Origin of the sequence: Sphaerospermopsis sp. FACHB-1194 (genome assembly GCF_014696235.1) — a bacterium.
Taxonomy (GTDB): Bacteria; Cyanobacteriota; Cyanobacteriia; order Cyanobacteriales; family Nostocaceae; genus Sphaerospermopsis; species Sphaerospermopsis kisseleviana.
Genome location: NZ_JACJPU010000030.1, coordinates 48,234 through 64,786 on the forward strand (window position 1 = coordinate 48,234; position 16,553 = coordinate 64,786).

At 37.5% G+C, this 16,553-nt stretch carries 19 protein-coding genes; 12 read left to right on the forward strand and 7 right to left on the reverse strand.

The window, feature by feature from the left end:
* The first annotated feature begins 21 nt into the window (after window positions 1–21).
* Genes H6F45_RS17045 through H6F45_RS17055 form a run of 3 tightly spaced genes read left to right on the forward strand, consistent with a single transcriptional unit; the run spans window position 22 to window position 2,285 of the window.
* Window positions 22–1,506, forward strand: a complete 1,485-nt coding sequence (locus H6F45_RS17045) for a UDP-N-acetylmuramoyl-L-alanyl-D-glutamate--2,6-diaminopimelate ligase (protein WP_190347859.1) — start codon at window positions 22–24, stop codon at window positions 1,504–1,506.
* 17 nt (window positions 1,507–1,523) lie between these two features.
* Complete coding sequence (locus H6F45_RS17050) at window positions 1,524–1,733, forward strand: hypothetical protein (protein WP_190347861.1); 210 nt, start codon at window positions 1,524–1,526, stop codon at window positions 1,731–1,733.
* Window positions 1,734–1,763: 30 nt separating this feature from the next.
* A complete protein-coding gene (locus tag H6F45_RS17055; protein ID WP_137669138.1) occupies window positions 1,764–2,285 on the forward strand; it encodes a photosystem I assembly protein Ycf3 in 522 nt (173 codons plus the stop codon).
* Here H6F45_RS17055 and H6F45_RS17060 read toward each other — a convergent pair.
* On the reverse strand, window positions 2,244–2,588 hold the full coding sequence (locus tag H6F45_RS17060; RefSeq protein WP_190347863.1) for a hypothetical protein: 345 nt from the start codon (window positions 2,586–2,588) through the stop codon (window positions 2,244–2,246). The two genes, H6F45_RS17055 and H6F45_RS17060, sit on opposite strands and share 42 nt — an antisense overlap.
* An 87-nt stretch (window positions 2,589–2,675) precedes the next feature.
* Here H6F45_RS17060 and gatC point away from each other — a divergent pair, with 87 nt between their 5' ends.
* On the forward strand, window positions 2,676–2,966 hold the full coding sequence (gene gatC, locus H6F45_RS17065) for an Asp-tRNA(Asn)/Glu-tRNA(Gln) amidotransferase subunit GatC (protein WP_096566073.1): 291 nt from the start codon (window positions 2,676–2,678) through the stop codon (window positions 2,964–2,966).
* A gap of 448 nt (window positions 2,967–3,414) precedes the next feature.
* On the opposite strand, the gene H6F45_RS17070 is transcribed toward gatC, so the two are convergent.
* Window positions 3,415–3,576, reverse strand: coding sequence for a hypothetical protein (locus H6F45_RS17070; RefSeq protein WP_190347891.1), 162 nt, complete (start codon window positions 3,574–3,576; stop codon window positions 3,415–3,417).
* A gap of 132 nt (window positions 3,577–3,708) precedes the next feature.
* On the opposite strand from H6F45_RS17070, the gene H6F45_RS17075 reads away from it, so the two are divergent.
* From H6F45_RS17075 to H6F45_RS17100, 6 genes are all read left to right on the forward strand, one after another.
* Window positions 3,709–4,506 carry an SAM-dependent chlorinase/fluorinase gene (locus tag H6F45_RS17075; protein WP_190347864.1) on the forward strand — a complete coding sequence of 266 codons (798 nt, stop codon included), beginning with the start codon at window positions 3,709–3,711 and terminating at the stop codon, window positions 4,504–4,506.
* A gap of 108 nt (window positions 4,507–4,614) precedes the next feature.
* Window positions 4,615–5,133, forward strand: coding sequence for a COP23 domain-containing protein (locus H6F45_RS17080; RefSeq protein ID WP_190347866.1), 519 nt, complete (start codon window positions 4,615–4,617; stop codon window positions 5,131–5,133).
* Window positions 5,126–5,995 (forward strand): serine protease, encoded by an 870-nt coding sequence (locus H6F45_RS17085; RefSeq protein ID WP_272110699.1) that lies wholly within the window; start codon window positions 5,126–5,128, stop codon window positions 5,993–5,995. The genes H6F45_RS17080 and H6F45_RS17085 overlap by 8 nt, the downstream gene beginning before the upstream one ends.
* A 475-nt stretch (window positions 5,996–6,470) precedes the next feature.
* Window positions 6,471–6,704: a hypothetical protein gene (locus tag H6F45_RS17090; protein WP_228051843.1), complete on the forward strand. Its 234-nt coding sequence runs from the start codon at window positions 6,471–6,473 to the stop codon at window positions 6,702–6,704.
* Window positions 6,705–6,737: 33 nt separating this feature from the next.
* Entirely contained in the window at window positions 6,738–6,884 is a 147-nt protein-coding gene (locus H6F45_RS17095; RefSeq protein WP_190347868.1) for a hypothetical protein, read from the forward strand.
* Between the two features lie 159 nt (window positions 6,885–7,043).
* A complete protein-coding gene (locus H6F45_RS17100) occupies window positions 7,044–8,627 on the forward strand; it encodes a tetratricopeptide repeat-containing serine protease family protein (protein WP_190347870.1) in 1,584 nt (527 codons plus the stop codon).
* A gap of 571 nt (window positions 8,628–9,198) precedes the next feature.
* Here the strand turns inward: H6F45_RS17100 and H6F45_RS17105 are convergent.
* A complete protein-coding gene (locus H6F45_RS17105; protein ID WP_190347872.1) occupies window positions 9,199–10,725 on the reverse strand; it encodes a serine/threonine-protein kinase in 1,527 nt (508 codons plus the stop codon).
* Window positions 10,726–10,851: 126 nt separating this feature from the next.
* Here H6F45_RS17105 and H6F45_RS17110 point away from each other — a divergent pair, with 126 nt between their 5' ends.
* Window positions 10,852–11,529, forward strand: a complete 678-nt coding sequence (locus H6F45_RS17110; RefSeq protein ID WP_137667456.1) for a DUF2301 domain-containing membrane protein — start codon at window positions 10,852–10,854, stop codon at window positions 11,527–11,529.
* A 46-nt stretch (window positions 11,530–11,575) separates the two neighbouring features.
* Window positions 11,576–12,814 carry a DNA-processing protein DprA gene (gene dprA / locus H6F45_RS17115; RefSeq protein ID WP_190347879.1) on the forward strand — a complete coding sequence of 413 codons (1,239 nt, stop codon included), beginning with the start codon at window positions 11,576–11,578 and terminating at the stop codon, window positions 12,812–12,814.
* Window positions 12,815–12,870: 56 nt separating this feature from the next.
* Here dprA and H6F45_RS17120 read toward each other — a convergent pair whose 3' ends face one another.
* From H6F45_RS17120 to H6F45_RS17135, 4 genes are all read right to left on the reverse strand, one after another.
* A complete protein-coding gene (locus tag H6F45_RS17120; RefSeq protein ID WP_190347881.1) occupies window positions 12,871–13,236 on the reverse strand; it encodes a four helix bundle protein in 366 nt (121 codons plus the stop codon).
* A gap of 49 nt (window positions 13,237–13,285) precedes the next feature.
* Entirely contained in the window at window positions 13,286–13,654 is a 369-nt protein-coding gene (psb28, locus tag H6F45_RS17125) for a photosystem II reaction center protein Psb28 (protein WP_096566054.1), read from the reverse strand.
* 103 nt (window positions 13,655–13,757) lie between these two features.
* Window positions 13,758–15,356 carry a serine hydrolase gene (locus H6F45_RS17130; RefSeq protein ID WP_190347883.1) on the reverse strand — a complete coding sequence of 533 codons (1,599 nt, stop codon included), beginning with the start codon at window positions 15,354–15,356 and terminating at the stop codon, window positions 13,758–13,760.
* 302 nt (window positions 15,357–15,658) lie between these two features.
* Complete coding sequence (locus H6F45_RS17135; protein ID WP_190347885.1) at window positions 15,659–16,420, reverse strand: RNA methyltransferase; 762 nt, start codon at window positions 16,418–16,420, stop codon at window positions 15,659–15,661.
* Window positions 16,421–16,553: the final 133 nt, after the last annotated feature.

Below are 16,553 nucleotides of genomic sequence, written 5' to 3' on the forward strand. Positions count from 1 at the left end.
GCTTGTGGCGAGGTGCGATATATGAATTTACGGGAATTATTGGCGGTTGTTGATGGTTTAGAATGTCCTCAGTCCGCTGATGTGGAAGTTCAGGGGATCAAAACTAACTCCCATGCTTGCGGTGTGGGAGATTTGTTTATCGGAATGCCAGGAACTAGAGTAGATGGGGGTGAGTTTTGGCAAAGTGCTTTAGCTGCTGGTGCTGTTGCTGCTATTATCTCTCCAGATGCGATCGCCAAATATCCACCTAAACAATCGGAAATGGTGATCAGTGCCAGTAATATGAATAAGGTCTGCGCGGAAATTTCCGCGGCTTTTTATGGTTATCCTGGACAAAAGCTCAAAATGGTGGGCGTTACCGGCACGAACGGTAAAACCACAACTACCCACCTGATTGAATATTTTCTCACAAAAGCCAATTTGGCGACGGCTTTGTTAGGAACTCTTTACACTCGTTGGCCTGGTTTTTCCCAAACTGCGGCTTTTACTACTCCTTTTGCGGTAGACTTACAACACAATCTAGCTCAAGCGGTTGATGCTGGGTGTGAGTTCGGGGTAATGGAAGTCAGTTCCCATGCTTTAGCGCAGGATCGGGTTTTTGGATGTGCTTTTGAGGTAGCTGTATTTAGCAATCTCACCCAAGATCATCTTGACTATCACAAGGATATGGAGGATTATTTTGGGGCGAAGGCTTTGTTATTTACTCCTGATTATCTCCAAGGTAGAGCTATTATTAATGCTGATGATGAATATGGTAAACGTTTAATTGTTAGTTTAGGAAAAGAACGAGTTTGGACTTACAGCGTTAATGATCATACTGCTGATTTGTGGATGAGTGGTTTAAATTATCAGCCAACAGGTGTGAGCGGAATTTTACATACTCCTAAAGGTGATGTCGCTTTTAGTTCTCCTTTGGTGGGACAATATAATTTAGAAAATCTTTTGGCGGCTGTGGGTGCGGTTTTACATCTAGGTTTAGATTTACAGGTAGTGGCAAAATCTATACCTGATTTCCCTGGAGTGCCAGGAAGAATGGAACGGGTGCAAATTAGCGATCATCAAGATATTAGCGTAATTGTGGATTATGCCCACACTCCTGATAGTTTAGAGAATTTACTGAAAGCTGCTCGTCCATTTATACCGGGAAGAATGATTTGTGTGTTTGGTTGTGGAGGAGATAGAGACAGGACAAAACGCCCGAAAATGGGGAAAATTGCCGCAGAATTAGCGGATATTGCGGTGGTAACGTCAGATAATCCCCGCACAGAAAACCCTGATAAGATTTTAGAGGATATTTTGGCTGGTATTCCTGATGTTGTGCAAGCGGTGGTAATTGGCGATCGCGCTACTGCCATCCGTACTGCTATTTTGGAAGCTCAACCCGGTGATGGTGTATTATTGGCAGGTAAAGGCCACGAAGATTATCAAATTTTGGGTACGGAAAAAATTCACTTTGATGATCGAGAACAAGCACGGGAAGCTTTACAGGAAAGAGGTGACAGGTGACAGATGACAGGTGACAGGTGACAGCAAAGAGACAGGGAAGCAGGGAGGAAAGGGAAGTTCATAACCCAGTCCCCAGTCCCCAGTCCCCAGTCCCCAGTCCCCAGTCCCCAGTCCCCAGTCACCAGTCCCCAGTCCCCAGTCACCAGTCACCAGTCCCCAGTCCCCAGTCACCAGTCACCAGTCCCCAGTCCCCAGTCCCCAGTCACCAATCACCCAAAATCAGCTAGATTAACTTGTAGGTTAAAATAGGGGCAAATATGCCAAGAACACAGAAAAACGATAACTTTGTTGACAAGTCTTTTACCGTTATGGCAGATATTATTCTCAAAATACTGCCAACTAACAAGAAAGCTAAGGAAGCTTTTGTTTATTACCGTGATGGTATGTCAGCCCAAGCTGAAGGCGAATATGCTGAAGCTTTAGAATATTATGAAGAAGCTTTATCTTTAGAAGAAGATTCTAACGACAAGAGTTTTATCCTTTATAATATGGGTTTAATTTATGCTAGTAATGGCGATCATGAAAAAGCTTTAGAATTTTATCATCAAGCGATTGAATTAAACCCCCGTCTACCCCAAGCTTTAAATAACATCGCTGTAATTTATCACTACAAAGGCGAAAAAGCCAAAGAAGAGGGTGATAATGATGCTGGTGAAGCGTTGTTTGATCAGGCTGCGGATTATTGGATTAGAGCGATTCGTTTAGCTCCCAATAACTATATTGAAGCACAAAACTGGTTAAAAACTACCGGGCGATCGCAAATTGACGTATTCTTTTAATTTGGTGATGGGTGATTGGTGATGGGTGACTGGTGACTGGTGACTGGTGACTGGTGACTGGTGACTGGTGACTGGTGACTGGTGACTGGTGACTGGTGACTGGTGACTGGTGACTGGTGACTGGTGACTGGGGACTGGTGACTGGTGACTGGTGACTGGTGACTGGGGACTGGTGACTGGTGACTGGTGACTGGTGACTGGTGACTGGTGACTGGTGACTGGTGACTGGTGACTGGTGACTGGTGACTGGGTAAAAACTAAATTCTTACTATATATTCCCAATTCCCCATTCCCAATTCCCAATTCCCAATTCCCTATTCCCTATTCCCAATTCCCAATTCCCAATTCCCAATTCCCAATTCCCAATTCCCAATTCCCAATTCCCTAAAAATGATAGATCGTGAACAAGTCCATAAAGTTGCTAACCTCGCTCGGTTAGAATTAACACCAGAAGAGGAAGAAAAATTTACTACTCAACTTGGTAGTATTTTAGAATATATCGAGCAACTGAGCGAGCTTGATGTTGCTGATGTACCTCCCACAACCAGAGCGATTGATGTTAGCAATATAACAAGAGAGGATATATTAAAACCCTATACTAACAGAGAGGGTATTCTTAACAGCGCACCTGAACAGGAAGGTGATTTTTTCAAAGTTCCTAAAATCCTCAATGCTGAATAAATAACAATTAACAATTGATAATTGATAATTGACAATTGTTTAATTCAAGGTTTCAACCCTCCCCTTTCAAGGGGATAAAACCCAAAAAAATCCGCTTTTTCAATATTCTTCCTCATTGTCAATTGTTCATTGTTAATTGTCGATTATTGAAAAACTACCAAAATTAAACAAATTTTAGGAAGTTTCAGGGGAATTAAGCTGTTGTGCATTTAATTTGTATAAGTGGAACAGGCATCTTGCCTGTTAAACAAGAGTTTAAAATATTAGTCCTATACAATTTAGCTGTGTAACAGCTTATCTTACCCTGGTTTTTTGTTGAGTCTTGATTTTACGATACTAAAAAAAAACCTGCTTTTGCAGGTAAACACACAACGAAACTAAAAATTCTAAAAAATTAACACCAATTAACATGAATAAACATTAATAAACATCAAAAAAAGGAAATAATTCACCGGTAATAAGCTTGTTCTGCTTCTAATTGACGAATAAGTTGCTCATCACCTTTTAATCTTGCCATTTCTAGACGATGTTCAACATTTTTTTTCAGGTTTTGTCTATGTGCTTCATCAGCTTTTTTAACTGCTTGTATTCGATTAATATTTATCGCCATAATTTTGACCTTGATATTTTTGATGATGTCATGTTTTTATAAAATACCAGATTTTTTGTAATTATCGTTACAGACAATTTTTAATAATTGTAAATTTTCAATGAGGTAATGAATGAAAAATTTTGAATTTATATGAATCAAGCAAAAATTTTGACCTTATTAAGTGACTTTGGATATGATGATGTATATGTCGGAGTAATGAAAGGTATAATTTGCCAAATTAATCCAAATCTGACCTTAATAGATTTAAATCATCAAATTCCACCGCAAAACATCGCCGCAGCTAGATTTTCCTTGATGAATGCTTATCCTTATTTTCCCCAGGGTACGGTACATTTAGCAGTAGTAGATCCGGGGGTGGGTAGTCAAAGGAGAGCGATCGCTCTAAAATTAGATCAAGGTTATCTTGTCGGACCAGATAACGGCATTTTTAGCGGTATAATTGCTGAAAATAAAGTAATAACAGCAGTAGAGTTAACAAACTCTCAATATTGGCGAATATCTCAACCTAGCAGCACCTTTCACGGTAGAGATATTTTCGCACCTGTCGCAGCACATTTAGCAAGTGGTGTATCTGTGCAAAACTTAGGCAGAGAAATCAATCCTGAAACTTTGGTAAAATTAGATATTGGCGAATGTCGAGAAATTACTAACGGTATAGCAGGTTGTATTCAATATATAGATCACTTTGGTAATTTAATCAGTAATATTCCTGGTAGGTTTGTGGAGGGTAAAACCTGGTGTGTAGAAGTTCAAGGTTTGCAAATACCAGGATGTGAAACTTACAGTGATGTGGAAGTTGGGGAAATTTTAGCTTTGGTTGGTAGTCATGGATGGGTAGAAATTGCTGTATATAAAGGTAATGCACAGGTACAATTGCAGAGAAAATATTTAGATCATTTACAAATCTTGTTTTTGGGAGATTGTTAATTTATACTATAATTTTATATCTCACGCAAAGGCGCAAAGACGCAAAGGAAGAGAAAAAGTTAAAATGTAATATTTCGGGTATAAAATTACTGTCAACGCCAAAACAACATGAAACTCAGAACATCAAAAATTGTTATTTTGTCATCTTTACTGGCTTTAGCTACAACCGTCAGCTTCAGTAAACCTAGCTACGCAGAAGGTACTAAATTTTATTGTGATATAGTTGGTGGTAAATATTTCACCTTTGCACGCACAGAGGACGGGAGAAAATACAGGGTGATAAGATGGAATTCTACAGATTTTCCTGCACCTTATAGTCCTGAAGCCAGATGTCGTGAAGTGTCATCAAGATTTCAGCGCAATTATGATCATGGTACACTAAAGAAAATCGTTAGTGGTATAATTAACAAACAACCTGTAATTTGCTCTGGAAGTGACTCTAACACAGTCTGCAACAGTCGAAATTTACTTTTTACTCTCAAACCGGGTGCAAATAGAAAAGCGGTAGCCGCTAAACTTTTTGACAAAAGTGCTTTAGCAGCAGGTAAAATCGACATTCAAACAGGAGATCCTGAGGATATTATGTTTGATTTTGATATCTATTTCGATAATTTAGCAAGTGAATAAAAAACTAAGGTCTGTTTTTAAATTGCTTGATTTTAAACTGCTTGATTTCAAACCTATTAAAATTATTACCTGTGTTAGCGGGTTATCTCTCCTACTATCAACATCAACCGCTAATACAGGTATCTCTGTAAATGTTTCTGAGGTAAATCAAAGTCAAAATGGAAACAGGGAACAAATAAAAACCGAACTTTCTCAAAGCGAGTTAAAAAAACAAGCAGCAACTATTACCGTCAAAGTGCTATCAACAGACTTCCTGGGTTCAGGAATTTTACTGAAAAAACAAGATAATAAACAAGATAATAAACAAGATAATAAACAAGATAATATCTATACTGTTTTAACCAACGCTCATGTATTAGCAGCAGATGAACCACCTTATAAAATAGTAACTCCAGATGGGAAAGTATATAAAGCAGAAGTATCAAAAACAGCAAAGTTAGAAAAATATGATTTAGGGATATTAGAATTTTCCAGCAGAGAAAATTATGCAGTTGCAGTTATGGGAGAGAAACCCAAAACCGGAGATGAAGTATTTGTAGTTGGTTTTCCCGTCAACCAGGAAAACAGCACAGTTAAAGAAATTACACTAACCACCGGTAAAATAGCCTTAGTCTTAGAAAAAGCACTATCAGGGGGATATCAAATAGGATACACCAACCAACTTGACAAAGGCATGAGCGGCGGACCATTATTAAATACACAAGGTGAGTTAGTCGGAGTTAATGGGATGCACGCTTTTCCTATTTGGGAAAATCCCTCAATGTATATAGATGGTACACCAACAACAGAAACATTACATCAACAAATTATCCGTTTAAGTTGGGCAGTACCCCTAGAGCGTCGATTCAGTAATGCTAGGTAATCTGTTTTTACCTTGTAGGGGCGAAGCATTCGGACAGAATATCAATGGTTTTAGCGATAGGTTATCACCCGAATGCTTCGCCCTGACGATTAATGAATCGGTGTTCTAGAAAAACTAAACCTTAAAAATTCTCGTTCCCAGTCTCAGACTGGGAATGCAAAAGGTGAGTCTCTGACTCACAACATGGTAAAATAATATTAATGATTCCTAGTTGAAGATATAATAGATAAATAGGGTTTGCTGAATAAACCTAAAACCTTGATATATCAAAGGTTAGAGGCTGATAAACACAGAAATTAGTGCAAGGGTTTTGAAGGGTATACCGGAAAAAGTGTGCATTTTTTGGGATTTCAAGAGATGGCAAAGAAATTTTCAAATCTCCTCCTGACTCCTGACTCCTGACTCCTGACTCCTGACTCCTATGCCCTCACGGAAAGACTTTCTCAGCAACCCCTAAATACTTTTATTCCCTGCTATGATTATGACAACAGAATTACTTCAAAAAGTTATAGAAACGGTGGAAACTTTGCCAATAGAAGAACAAAAGACTATTCTTCAACGTTGGTTATGTGAGTTAGAAGAAATTAAAGTTTCTCAATCAGATAAGTCTCAGATGAAATTATCAGAATTTCTGCTTTTACCTGAATTAGAAGAAAATGAAACATTATTTGCAAGAGATAAAGACACAGGTAGAGATATTTCATTATGACTTATTTATTAGATACTTGTGTTATTTCTGAATATGTCAAAAAACAACCTTGTCAACAGTTTAATCGCTGCGACTGCATCTGAAAATAATCTGATCATTGTTACTCGTAATATTAGTGATTTTGCTTTTTCGTCTGTTAATGTTTTTAGTCCTTGGGATGAATATATCAGCATTGACTAAGGAGTAAACACAGACAAAAAAACACCCAAAATCAAACCATAAATTTAACAATCACATCCTGTAAATCCTCAAAACTCTAAATATCATTAATTTTTTGACCTTTGACTTTTGACTTTTGACTTCCCGAAGGGTGTCCTGATTCAGACAAATAAAAATAATATGCACTATAAATATACTCTTCCCACCTTATTTATCCTCACCTCCCTCACCCTGACACCACCAGCAACAGGACAGGGTTTATCATGCAGTAAAGAAATAGATGCCATAGCCGAAAAAATCACCGTTTTAATTGATAATGGTAAATACAATGGTTCGGGAACTTTAATCAAAAAAGATGGGAATACTTATTCTGTTCTCACCGCTTTTCATAATTTCCGAGATCAGAATTTAAGATATACCATTGTCACCCCTGATGGACAACGTTATCCCATTAATGTGCAGAATATCAAACCTCTGGGAACTGCGGTAGATTTAACGGTAGTGCAGTTTAGCAGTAATAGAAGTTATCAAATAGCGAAGTTGGGTAATTCTGATGGGGTGCAACGTCGGGATAATGTTTATGTCGGTGGTTTTCGTCCCCCAACAGGAAATGTTCCTACTCCGCTTTACGACTGTTTTAATGGGGAAGTTTCCGCTAATGCTAAACAGGTGACTGTGGATGGTGGTTATAATTTAGTTTATACTAACCAGACTGTCAAGGGTATGAGTGGGGGACCAGTGTTAAACCAGCAAGGTGAGGTAATAGGTATTCATGGCCGGGGTGATGAGTTTGAAAATAGGAATTTAAATAGATATGCTGGTGTTCCTATTAATACTTTTATCAGGCTTTCAACGGGTGTAACTGCTAAACCTAACAGTGGGGCGTTAAATGTTGATGATTATTTTGCTTTAGGTTTGGATAAACAAAACAAAGGTGATAATCGTGGGGCAATAGTAGCTTATACTGAAGCTATCAAGATTAATCCTAACTATGCCGATGCCTACTACAACCGGGGAATTGTCCGTAAGGAATTAGGAGATAAGCAAGGTGCTATAGATGATTACAACCAAGCTATCAAGTTTAATCCTAACGATGCCAATGCCTACAACAACCGGGGAATTGTCCGTTATGAATTAGGAGATAAGCAAGGTGCTATAGATGATTACAACCAAGCTATCAAGATTAATCCTAACTTAGCCCAAGCCTACTACAACCGGGGAATTGTCCGTAAGGAATTAGGAGATAAGCAAGGTGCTATAGATGATTACAACCAAGCTATCAAGTTTAATCCTAACGATGCCCTAGCCTACTACAACCGGGGAATTGTCCGTAAGGAATTAGGAGATAAGCAAGGTGCTATAGATGATTACAACCAAGCTATCAAGATTAATCCTAACTATGCCCAAGCCTACAACAACCGGGGAGTTGTCCGTTATGAATTAGGAGATAAGCAAGGTGCTATAGATGATTACAACCAAGCTATCAAGATTAATCCTAACTATGCCCAAGCCTACAACAACCGGGGAGTTGTCCGTAATGATTTAGGAGATAAGCAAGGTGCTATAGATGATTACAACCAAGCTATCAAGATTAATCCTAACCTTGCCAATGCTTACTACAACCGGGGAAATGCCCGTAATGATTTAGGAGATAAGCAAGGTGCTATAGCAGATTTTCAACAAGCAGCAAAATTATATCAACAACAAGGTAAAAATGAAGTTTATCAAGATGCTTTGAATAGAATTAGAAAATTACAACAATAATATTTTGTCAGAATCAGGATAACCAGGATTTGAGGATGTACGGGATGGTAATTTTTAGATGGTTTGTTGGTGTTTAAAGTTGTATTTGTCTGAATCAGGATTCACAGGATGTTAGATTACCTATTTCTGACTTGATTTGTGATTCTTTAAAAGGAGGAAAAAATGAATTTGGCTATTTTTACAGCAGGATTTTTAACATTGATGGTTGTTTATGACTTTGTGATTTTAGTTGATTACTATATCTGGCTACACAGATTCCCACTATAATATTATGATAACCGAAACTAGAAAAATGTCAAGGGGTTTTTGAGGAATATTCAGACAAAAAAATTCTCAGGACTTACGCAAAAGGGAACGAAAGTAGGGGTAATTCATGAATTACCCCTACGCAAGAATAAGGTTTTCAGTCACATCTTGCGTAAGTCCTAATTCTGACTTTTGACTTTTGACTTTTGACTTTTGACTTCCCGAAGGGTGTCCTGATTCAGACAAAAATCATCAATATCATTTTACCATGTTGTGAGTCAGAGACTCACGTTTTGCATTCCCAGTCTGAGACTGGGAACGAGAATTATTCGATTTCTATTGATTGAATTATCATTTCTACAGTGTTTAAAAACTTGTCATATTCATTTTCTTCTGCTGAATAAATAATCACATAAGCTTTATTTTCTTTCAAAGTCATTACATACATATTCTTGATTTTTTCATCACCGTTTCTACCAGTTGCAATGATTTTTCTTCCTTGTTTCCCACTAAAAAAATATGTATCTCTTTTTGTGACTTTCCCATCTGTTAAATTATCAGTTATATCCTGTTCTTGAAAGTTTTGCAGCTGATCTAAAGTTTCTAAATAAGGAAAACTACTAATTATCAATCTTGAATGTTTTCGAGGGTGAATAAATGTCACAAGTTTATCATCTAAAGCATTTGGTGTTGCATCTTGAGGCCAACATTCTGGATATTCCAGATTGATATTATATTCTCTGTTTTGATAGGTTGCTAACTTTCCATCACATTCGGGAAGACGACTGTTAATAAATACAAAAGTAATAATTCCTGTCACTAATATACCTAATCCTACAGATGCAATTTTCAGAAGTAAGGGATTAAACTTTGTACCTATTGTAATTGTAGTGGATTCATCATTAGATTGATTATCAAGTTGATGATGATAAATTTGTTGTTGTGAGATTTGCTGTAATGCTGTTAATGCTTCTGTTGCATCAGCATAACGGTTTGTGTGATTGTATTCTACCATTTTATCTAAAAAATTAGCAAATCGATCACTAACGTTCACAAAATCACGCCAAATTAATTTTGCTTCTTGATCTCTTCCTAAGGATTTAGGATGTTTACCTGTGAGTGCTTGAATACCAATCATTCCTACAGCATAAATATCACTGCTAAATTCAGTTGCTCCTATTTGTTGTTCTATTGGTGTATACCCACGAGTACCAATTGTAGTAGGATTTTGTGGTTGTTGATTTTCTAAATATTGAGTGCTGATTTGTTTGACTGCACCAAAATCAATGATGACTATTTTCTGATCTTTTTGTCTTCTTCTAATATTTTCCGGTTTTAAATCTCGATGAATTACTTCCTGTTCATGAATAAATACTAAAACTTCTAAAATATCTGTTAATAATTGAATTACAACATCTTCCTTCAATGGAATATTAGGACGAATTTCTTGTTTTAAATCATATCCTGCTATATATTCTTGAACTATAAAAAAATCTTGGTTTTCTTGGGGATAAGCTAAAAGTCGGGGTATTTGTGGATGTTTACCTAGTTGATGCAGGATTGTAGCTTCCCGTGCAAATAATTCTTGAGATTTTTTTATTGTTTCCGGTTCGGTGCTTGATGGTGTAAAATGTTTAACTACACATTCACTTGGTGGGGGTACTTGGGTATCTTCCGCTAAATAAGTTGTACCAAATGTACCCTGTCCTATCTTACTGATGATTTTGTATCGTGCTGCAATGATTCTACCAATCATCCGATTCACCCCTCTACCCAGATAATCATATACATATATTAAATCATGGCTAATAGCAATTTTACTGAAAACAGGAAAAGTTTCAGATCCCCCCAACTCCTGTCTTAATAAGCAGGGTTAAGATGAATTATACAGATATGGGATTTTTCATGATGTAAAAATTCACAATATCATAATACAATAGCTATAGCAGTCAGTTAGCAATATCCTCTATTATTGAATATGACTACACAATCAATATCTACTCCAGAACCACAACCTACACCAGAAGTCTATCAAGGACAGTTTGGAGAATTTACCATTACTAAGGGCGATCGCATCGGTGTGATCATCTATCGTACCAGTTTAATGATAGCAGCAATTAGTTTTGCAATTGCTAGTAATTTAGCTTTATTTTATGGTGATTATCCCTTAGCTATTCAAGCTATTACCCCTCTTTACACTGTTTTTAGTTTAGCTTTGGGGGTGAGTTTATTAACTATTCACATATATATGAAGTTGCTACATCAAATTTTACAACTTTTCTGGATAATTGGTAGTATTTCTGCCTTAATTTTCGCACATTTGGATCATCAACCTTTTGCGAATACTATTTATAATCAACCACTAACATTATTTGGTGTGGGTTTTACTTTTGCTGCTTTAACAGGTATTTTCTTTAAAGAAGGATTTTGTTTTAATCGGTTAGAAACGAAAATCTTAACTCCCCTTGTTCCACTTTTATTATTAGGACATTTAGCAGGAATTTTATCAACTCAAGCAGAACAGGTTTTATTAGGTATTTGGGTAATTGCTTTTTTAGTGTTTGCGTTGCGGAAAACAGTACAAAATATTCCCGCAGATATTGGTGATAAGTCGGTTTTTGATTATTTGAAGAATCAAAGATTAGCAAAGGGTTAAAGATTAGAATATCTCACGCAAAGACGCAAAGGTTGATTTTTTGAAAATGTCTACTATAGAAGAGCGCAAATATTGGTTAGCTTGGTCGCAAATTTCGGGAATTGGTCCAATATTATTACAACGATTACACCAGCATTTTAGTAAATTAGAAAATGCTTGGAAAGCGAGTCCTGCGGAATTACGAAAAATCGAAGGTTTTGGTTTTCAAACTTTAGAAAAAGTTGTACAACAAAGAAGTCGTATAAACCCAGAACAATTACTGATTCAACATCAACAAATAAACCCGAATTTCTGGACACCCGCAGATTTAGAATATCCCCAATTATTAAGAGAAATTCCCACACCACCAGCAATTTTATATTATCGTGGTGAAGTTGATTTACAAGAAAATTCAGGAAAAAAACCCTTGGTAGGTATAGTGGGAACTCGTAAACCTACAGAATATGGAATAAAATGGACTCGTCAAATTAGCACTGCTTTAGCTAAAAATGGTTTTACTGTGGTTTCGGGAATGGCCGAAGGAATAGACACGGAAAGTCATACCGCTGCAATGAAAGCGGGAGGTAGAACTATAGCGGTTGTAGGAACTGGTGTAGATGTTATATATCCTGTGAAAAATAAAGATTTATATCAACAAATTTTAAAATCTGGGATTGTTATTAGTGAATATCCTGCGAAAACTACACCTAACAGGACTCATTTTCCGCGCAGAAATCGTATTATTGCAGGTTTAAGTCGTGCAGTATTAGTGATGGAAGCGGGAACAAAATCAGGTGCTTTAATAACAGCAACTTATGCAAATGAGTTTTGTCGTGATGTTTACGCTTTACCGGGAAGAGTTGATGATGAACCATCCCAAGGATGTTTAAAATTAATTAGTCAAGGTGCAGGTTTAATAAATCAACAATTAAATGAATTATTAATTATGTTGGGTGCTATTCCCCAAATAGATGTAGAAACTCCTCTTTTTAATTCTGTTCCTTTATCTCAACCAACTCAAACTAAGTTAAAAACTCCTAAATTAGAAACTCCTAAACCAGAAACTCCTAAACCAGAAACTCCTAAACCAGAAACTCCTAAATTAGAAACTCCTAAATTAGAAACTCCTAAATTAGAACCAGAATTACAAAAGGTAATAGATATTTTAACTGTTGAATCTTTACCTTTTGATTTTATTGTGCAGAAAACAGGTATGGATGCGGGTTTAGTTTCTAGTTCTTTGTTACAGTTAGAATTAATGGGTTTGGTTTCCCAACTTCCAGGAATGAGATATCAGAAAATATAAGGAGTCAGGAGTCAGGAGTCAGGAGTCAGGAGGTAGGAATAAGAAGAAGCTAGGAGTTATGAAGTAGAATTTTTGAGAATAGCTTTTGCATAACTATCTAATAATCTACTAACTTCTTGCAGTTTCAGCATTAATTCTGACGTATTCCCATATCCTAAATCATCTGTGAGAATAAGATAGTATCTACATTCTTCTAAAGAAGCTTGTGCAATATTCATGAATCTTACTTTATCTACGTCTCCTTTTTTCTTAAATCCTTCCGCGATATTTGCGGGGATAGAAACTGATGCGCGTCTAAGCTGAGAAGTAAGTCCATATATTTCTGTGTTGGGAAAGTTAGCTGTTAATTGATATACTCCTAACACAAATTGATGTGCTTTTTGCCAGACTATTAAATCTTCAAATGTTCTTGCAGGTTGCATTTCTTCTAACTACTGACTCCTGACTCCTGACTCCTGACTCCTGACTCCTTTATTTTTCCCCATATTCCATTCCGTTTGCATCAGCATAACGGTGCAAAAAACGCATAATTCGTGCAAAATGATCTTCTCTTTCTACTTCAAATTTACAATCTACCCGTTTTAATTCATCTCCTTCATCACCACCAAAAATAAACTTTGTTCCCGTAGGAGTAACACTAATTTCTCCTTCTTCATCTGTTAATAATAGGGAATTTAAAGACTGTTTGGTAAAACTATTAAAACCGGACAAAGCTTTTAATTGTTCAAATTGCATAACTACAATGCGTTTACCAGTGCGGGTTTCCCGTCGTAAACTCACGTTACTCAGTTCTTCAAATAAACCTGCAAAAAATTGAATTGATGGAGGAGTAGATGTCATGATTAATTGGTGATTGGTAATGGGTAATGGGTAATTGGTAATAGATTAATCTAAAATCCAAAATCCAAAATCTAAAATCTAAAATCTAAAATTCTCCTGACTCCTATCTTGGTGGATAATATTGTGGAGTCATCATAGGAGGTTGATAAGTACCCATCGGTACATTATTAACCATACCATTGGGTGGTATTGGACTCATTACCTGGGGTTGAATGAAAGGTTGAATGAAAGGTTGAACTGGTTGAACTGGTTGAACTGGTTGAACTGGTGGTTGAAAACTTGTTGATGGTGGATTATTTGTAGGAGTGGGGGGTGTGACATTCGCTTGACTAAAGTTTTCGTAAGCAGCTTGAGAAATAGAACTAATCAGTGTTTCCGCAGCAGGATCATTATGAGGACGTTTTACCATGACAGCAGCAATGTAACGCTTACCGGTGGGGATATCAATTAAACCTGCATCTCCTAACATTGTCCCAATATCACCGGTTTTATGATATGCTCTTGCTCCTTCTCCTAACCCAGAAGGTATGAGAGTGTTTCTTTCTGTGCGACGCATGATATCTAACATTAAATCACGCGATCGCATACTGACTAAATTACCTTGATTCACTTTAGCAATTAAATCTGCTAATTCTTTGGGTGATGTGGTGTTTGTACCTTCTAAATCTGGTAAAATATTACGAATAGCTGTAGTTGTTAATCCCCAACTGCGAAAACGCCCATTTAATACTTCCTGGCCTCCCAGTCTGGTAATGAGCATATTTGTGGCAGTGTTATCACTGATAGTCATCATTTTTGTGGCTACATCCAACGCTGTGTATTTACTACCCACAGGTTGAGTGCGTAAATTACCAGAACCTCCTGCCACCATTTCTTTTTCCATAGTCAGCATTTCATCCAAGCGAATTTTTCCCCCATCGACATCTTGGAAAAAAGCTACTAAAATCGGAATTTTGATGGTGCTGGCAGCAGGAAAACTTGTACTAGCATTAATATCTACATAGCCACCCGTATCTAAATCTACCATGAAAACCCCAGGCGTTAGACTTGGGTTGGCGGTAGCTAGATTTTGTAAAGTAGATTTTAAAGTGGTAATTTCTTGAGCTAAGACTAAACCAGAACCAGATGCTTGGTTATTAGCATGAGATTGGGTGATATTGGTCTGAGATGGGGATGCAGAGGTTGTAATGATGCGATAAGCAGGGTCTAATATTGATAATATCGTGCCGACAATTGCACCTAGTCCGATACCAACAATCAATAAACGCAAGGTATACAATACAGCCTTAGCCATTGGCTTTAATCGCGTTTTCCGTGATGATTGCCTGGTTACTTTTAGCTTGCCTTGCTTTTGTACACGCACTGTTTTTAATTTCCCTGTAACCGATTGTGGCATTTTGGTTGACATATTTGCCTTTGGTTTAGGGATGGGTTTAACAGCTGTCGGCATGACTAACCGGCTTGATGGTCTTCGCCCCTCAGTTGTAACATTAGCAGAACTGATAGGATTGTTTAACCTTGTGAGTGCTACAGTTTCCCCTCTGTTTGCACCCTGCTGTTGCTTCCTGGCTTGTTTTTGTCCTGCCTTTTGGGACTGTTTTTGGGCTTGTCCTTGGTCTTGGCTTTGAACAGGACGCGGACGACGACGCTGGGAAGACTGCCGTTTTGACACAGCTATTAGTTTGTCATTTGATTCTGACACTGCTACTCCTTAGTTACCCACTCGACTGTTTTGTTTGTCAAATTTCGACCCAAAACTAACTACACTATGCACCTTGATACTCAGAACCCCTTCTGTTACTAAGCAGCATTTTTCAGTTTAGTGTAAGTCATAATCAATGCTTTTGGAAGATGATATCTAAAAAATATATAGGACTCCTATTTGATTATTGAAAAAAACTCCGTACACCAAAATTCTCTAAAAGCCTTTTGCATGAGTGCCTCTTGCCTGCCTACACAGATAAATGATAAATTCAGAAGTCAAACCCGATGACTATAGTTCCATCATAGTCCTGAGTTTTCTAAGCTGTTGTAATTTTGAATTGCCCATTGTACTTGTTTAATCATACCTCTGAGCATAGCAACTTCCGTGGTTTGTAGGTGGGCGCGGTTATATAAATGGCGGAATTTTTCCATCCTACTGGCTGCTGTGTGGGGATAAAGATAACCTATGGCAAGTAGTAGAGATTCTAATTCCTGGTAGTAGGGTTCTACAGTGTCCAAGGGTGCTGTTTCTGTTGTCGGTGTTTTCTGAGTGATAAAATTTTCCGCTAGTTGTGATAATTCGTAACAACAGATTGACACCGCAGTAGCTAAGTTTAATGATGGGTATTCGGGATTTGTAGGAATAAATACTAACTTTTGGGCATAATTGATTTCTTGATTGGTTAATCCCCGATCTTCTCTACCAAAAATTAATGCTGTGGGTTTTTCTGGTTCTGCTAATAACCAGGGGAAGGCGTGACGGGGGTTTTCTAAGGGTAATTCTCCGCTATAATCTCTACCTATGGTAGCGATCACACGGGTACATCCTGTTAATGCTTCTGGTAAAGTATCAACTATGACAGCATTTTCTAATATTTCTTTGGCGTGAACTGCCATTTTTAAGGCTTCAAAAGATAGGCGATCGCACTGAGGATTTACTAATATTAAATCAGATAAACCAAAGTTTTTCATCACTCTGGCAATTGAACCTACATTTAATTCTCCTGCTGGTTCTACTAAGATAATTTTTATTTTCGAGCAGGTTGTTTTTTCTGTTGTCATAAAAGATCCATAAGTCAGGAGTCAGGAGTCAGGAGTCAGGAGTCAGGAGTCAGGAGTCAGGAGTCAGGAGTCAGGAGTCAGGAGTCAGGAGTCAGGAGTCAGGAGTCAGGAGTCAGGAGTCAGGAGTCAGGAG

Excerpts from the sequence above, each read along its gene's own strand:
- H6F45_RS17045 (WP_190347859.1), top strand. The coding sequence starts at position 22 with ATGAATTTACGGGAATTATTGGCGGTTGTTGATGGTTTAGAATGTCCT.
- H6F45_RS17055 (WP_137669138.1), top strand. The coding sequence starts at position 1,764 with ATGCCAAGAACACAGAAAAACGATAACTTTGTTGACAAGTCTTTTACC.
- gatC (WP_096566073.1), top strand. The coding sequence starts at position 2,676 with ATGATAGATCGTGAACAAGTCCATAAAGTTGCTAACCTCGCTCGGTTA.
- H6F45_RS17070 (WP_190347891.1), bottom strand. The coding sequence starts at position 3,576 with ATGGCGATAAATATTAATCGAATACAAGCAGTTAAAAAAGCTGATGAA.
- H6F45_RS17075 (WP_190347864.1), top strand. The coding sequence starts at position 3,709 with ATGAATCAAGCAAAAATTTTGACCTTATTAAGTGACTTTGGATATGAT.
- H6F45_RS17080 (WP_190347866.1), top strand. The coding sequence starts at position 4,615 with ATGAAACTCAGAACATCAAAAATTGTTATTTTGTCATCTTTACTGGCT.
- H6F45_RS17090 (WP_228051843.1), top strand. The coding sequence starts at position 6,471 with ATGATTATGACAACAGAATTACTTCAAAAAGTTATAGAAACGGTGGAA.
- H6F45_RS17095 (WP_190347868.1), top strand. The coding sequence starts at position 6,738 with ATGTCAAAAAACAACCTTGTCAACAGTTTAATCGCTGCGACTGCATCT.
- H6F45_RS17100 (WP_190347870.1), top strand. The coding sequence starts at position 7,044 with ATGCACTATAAATATACTCTTCCCACCTTATTTATCCTCACCTCCCTC.
- H6F45_RS17110 (WP_137667456.1), top strand. The coding sequence starts at position 10,852 with ATGACTACACAATCAATATCTACTCCAGAACCACAACCTACACCAGAA.
- dprA (WP_190347879.1), top strand. The coding sequence starts at position 11,576 with ATGTCTACTATAGAAGAGCGCAAATATTGGTTAGCTTGGTCGCAAATT.
- H6F45_RS17120 (WP_190347881.1), bottom strand. The coding sequence starts at position 13,236 with ATGCAACCTGCAAGAACATTTGAAGATTTAATAGTCTGGCAAAAAGCA.
- psb28 (WP_096566054.1), bottom strand. The coding sequence starts at position 13,654 with ATGACATCTACTCCTCCATCAATTCAATTTTTTGCAGGTTTATTTGAA.
- H6F45_RS17135 (WP_190347885.1), bottom strand. The coding sequence starts at position 16,420 with ATGACAACAGAAAAAACAACCTGCTCGAAAATAAAAATTATCTTAGTA.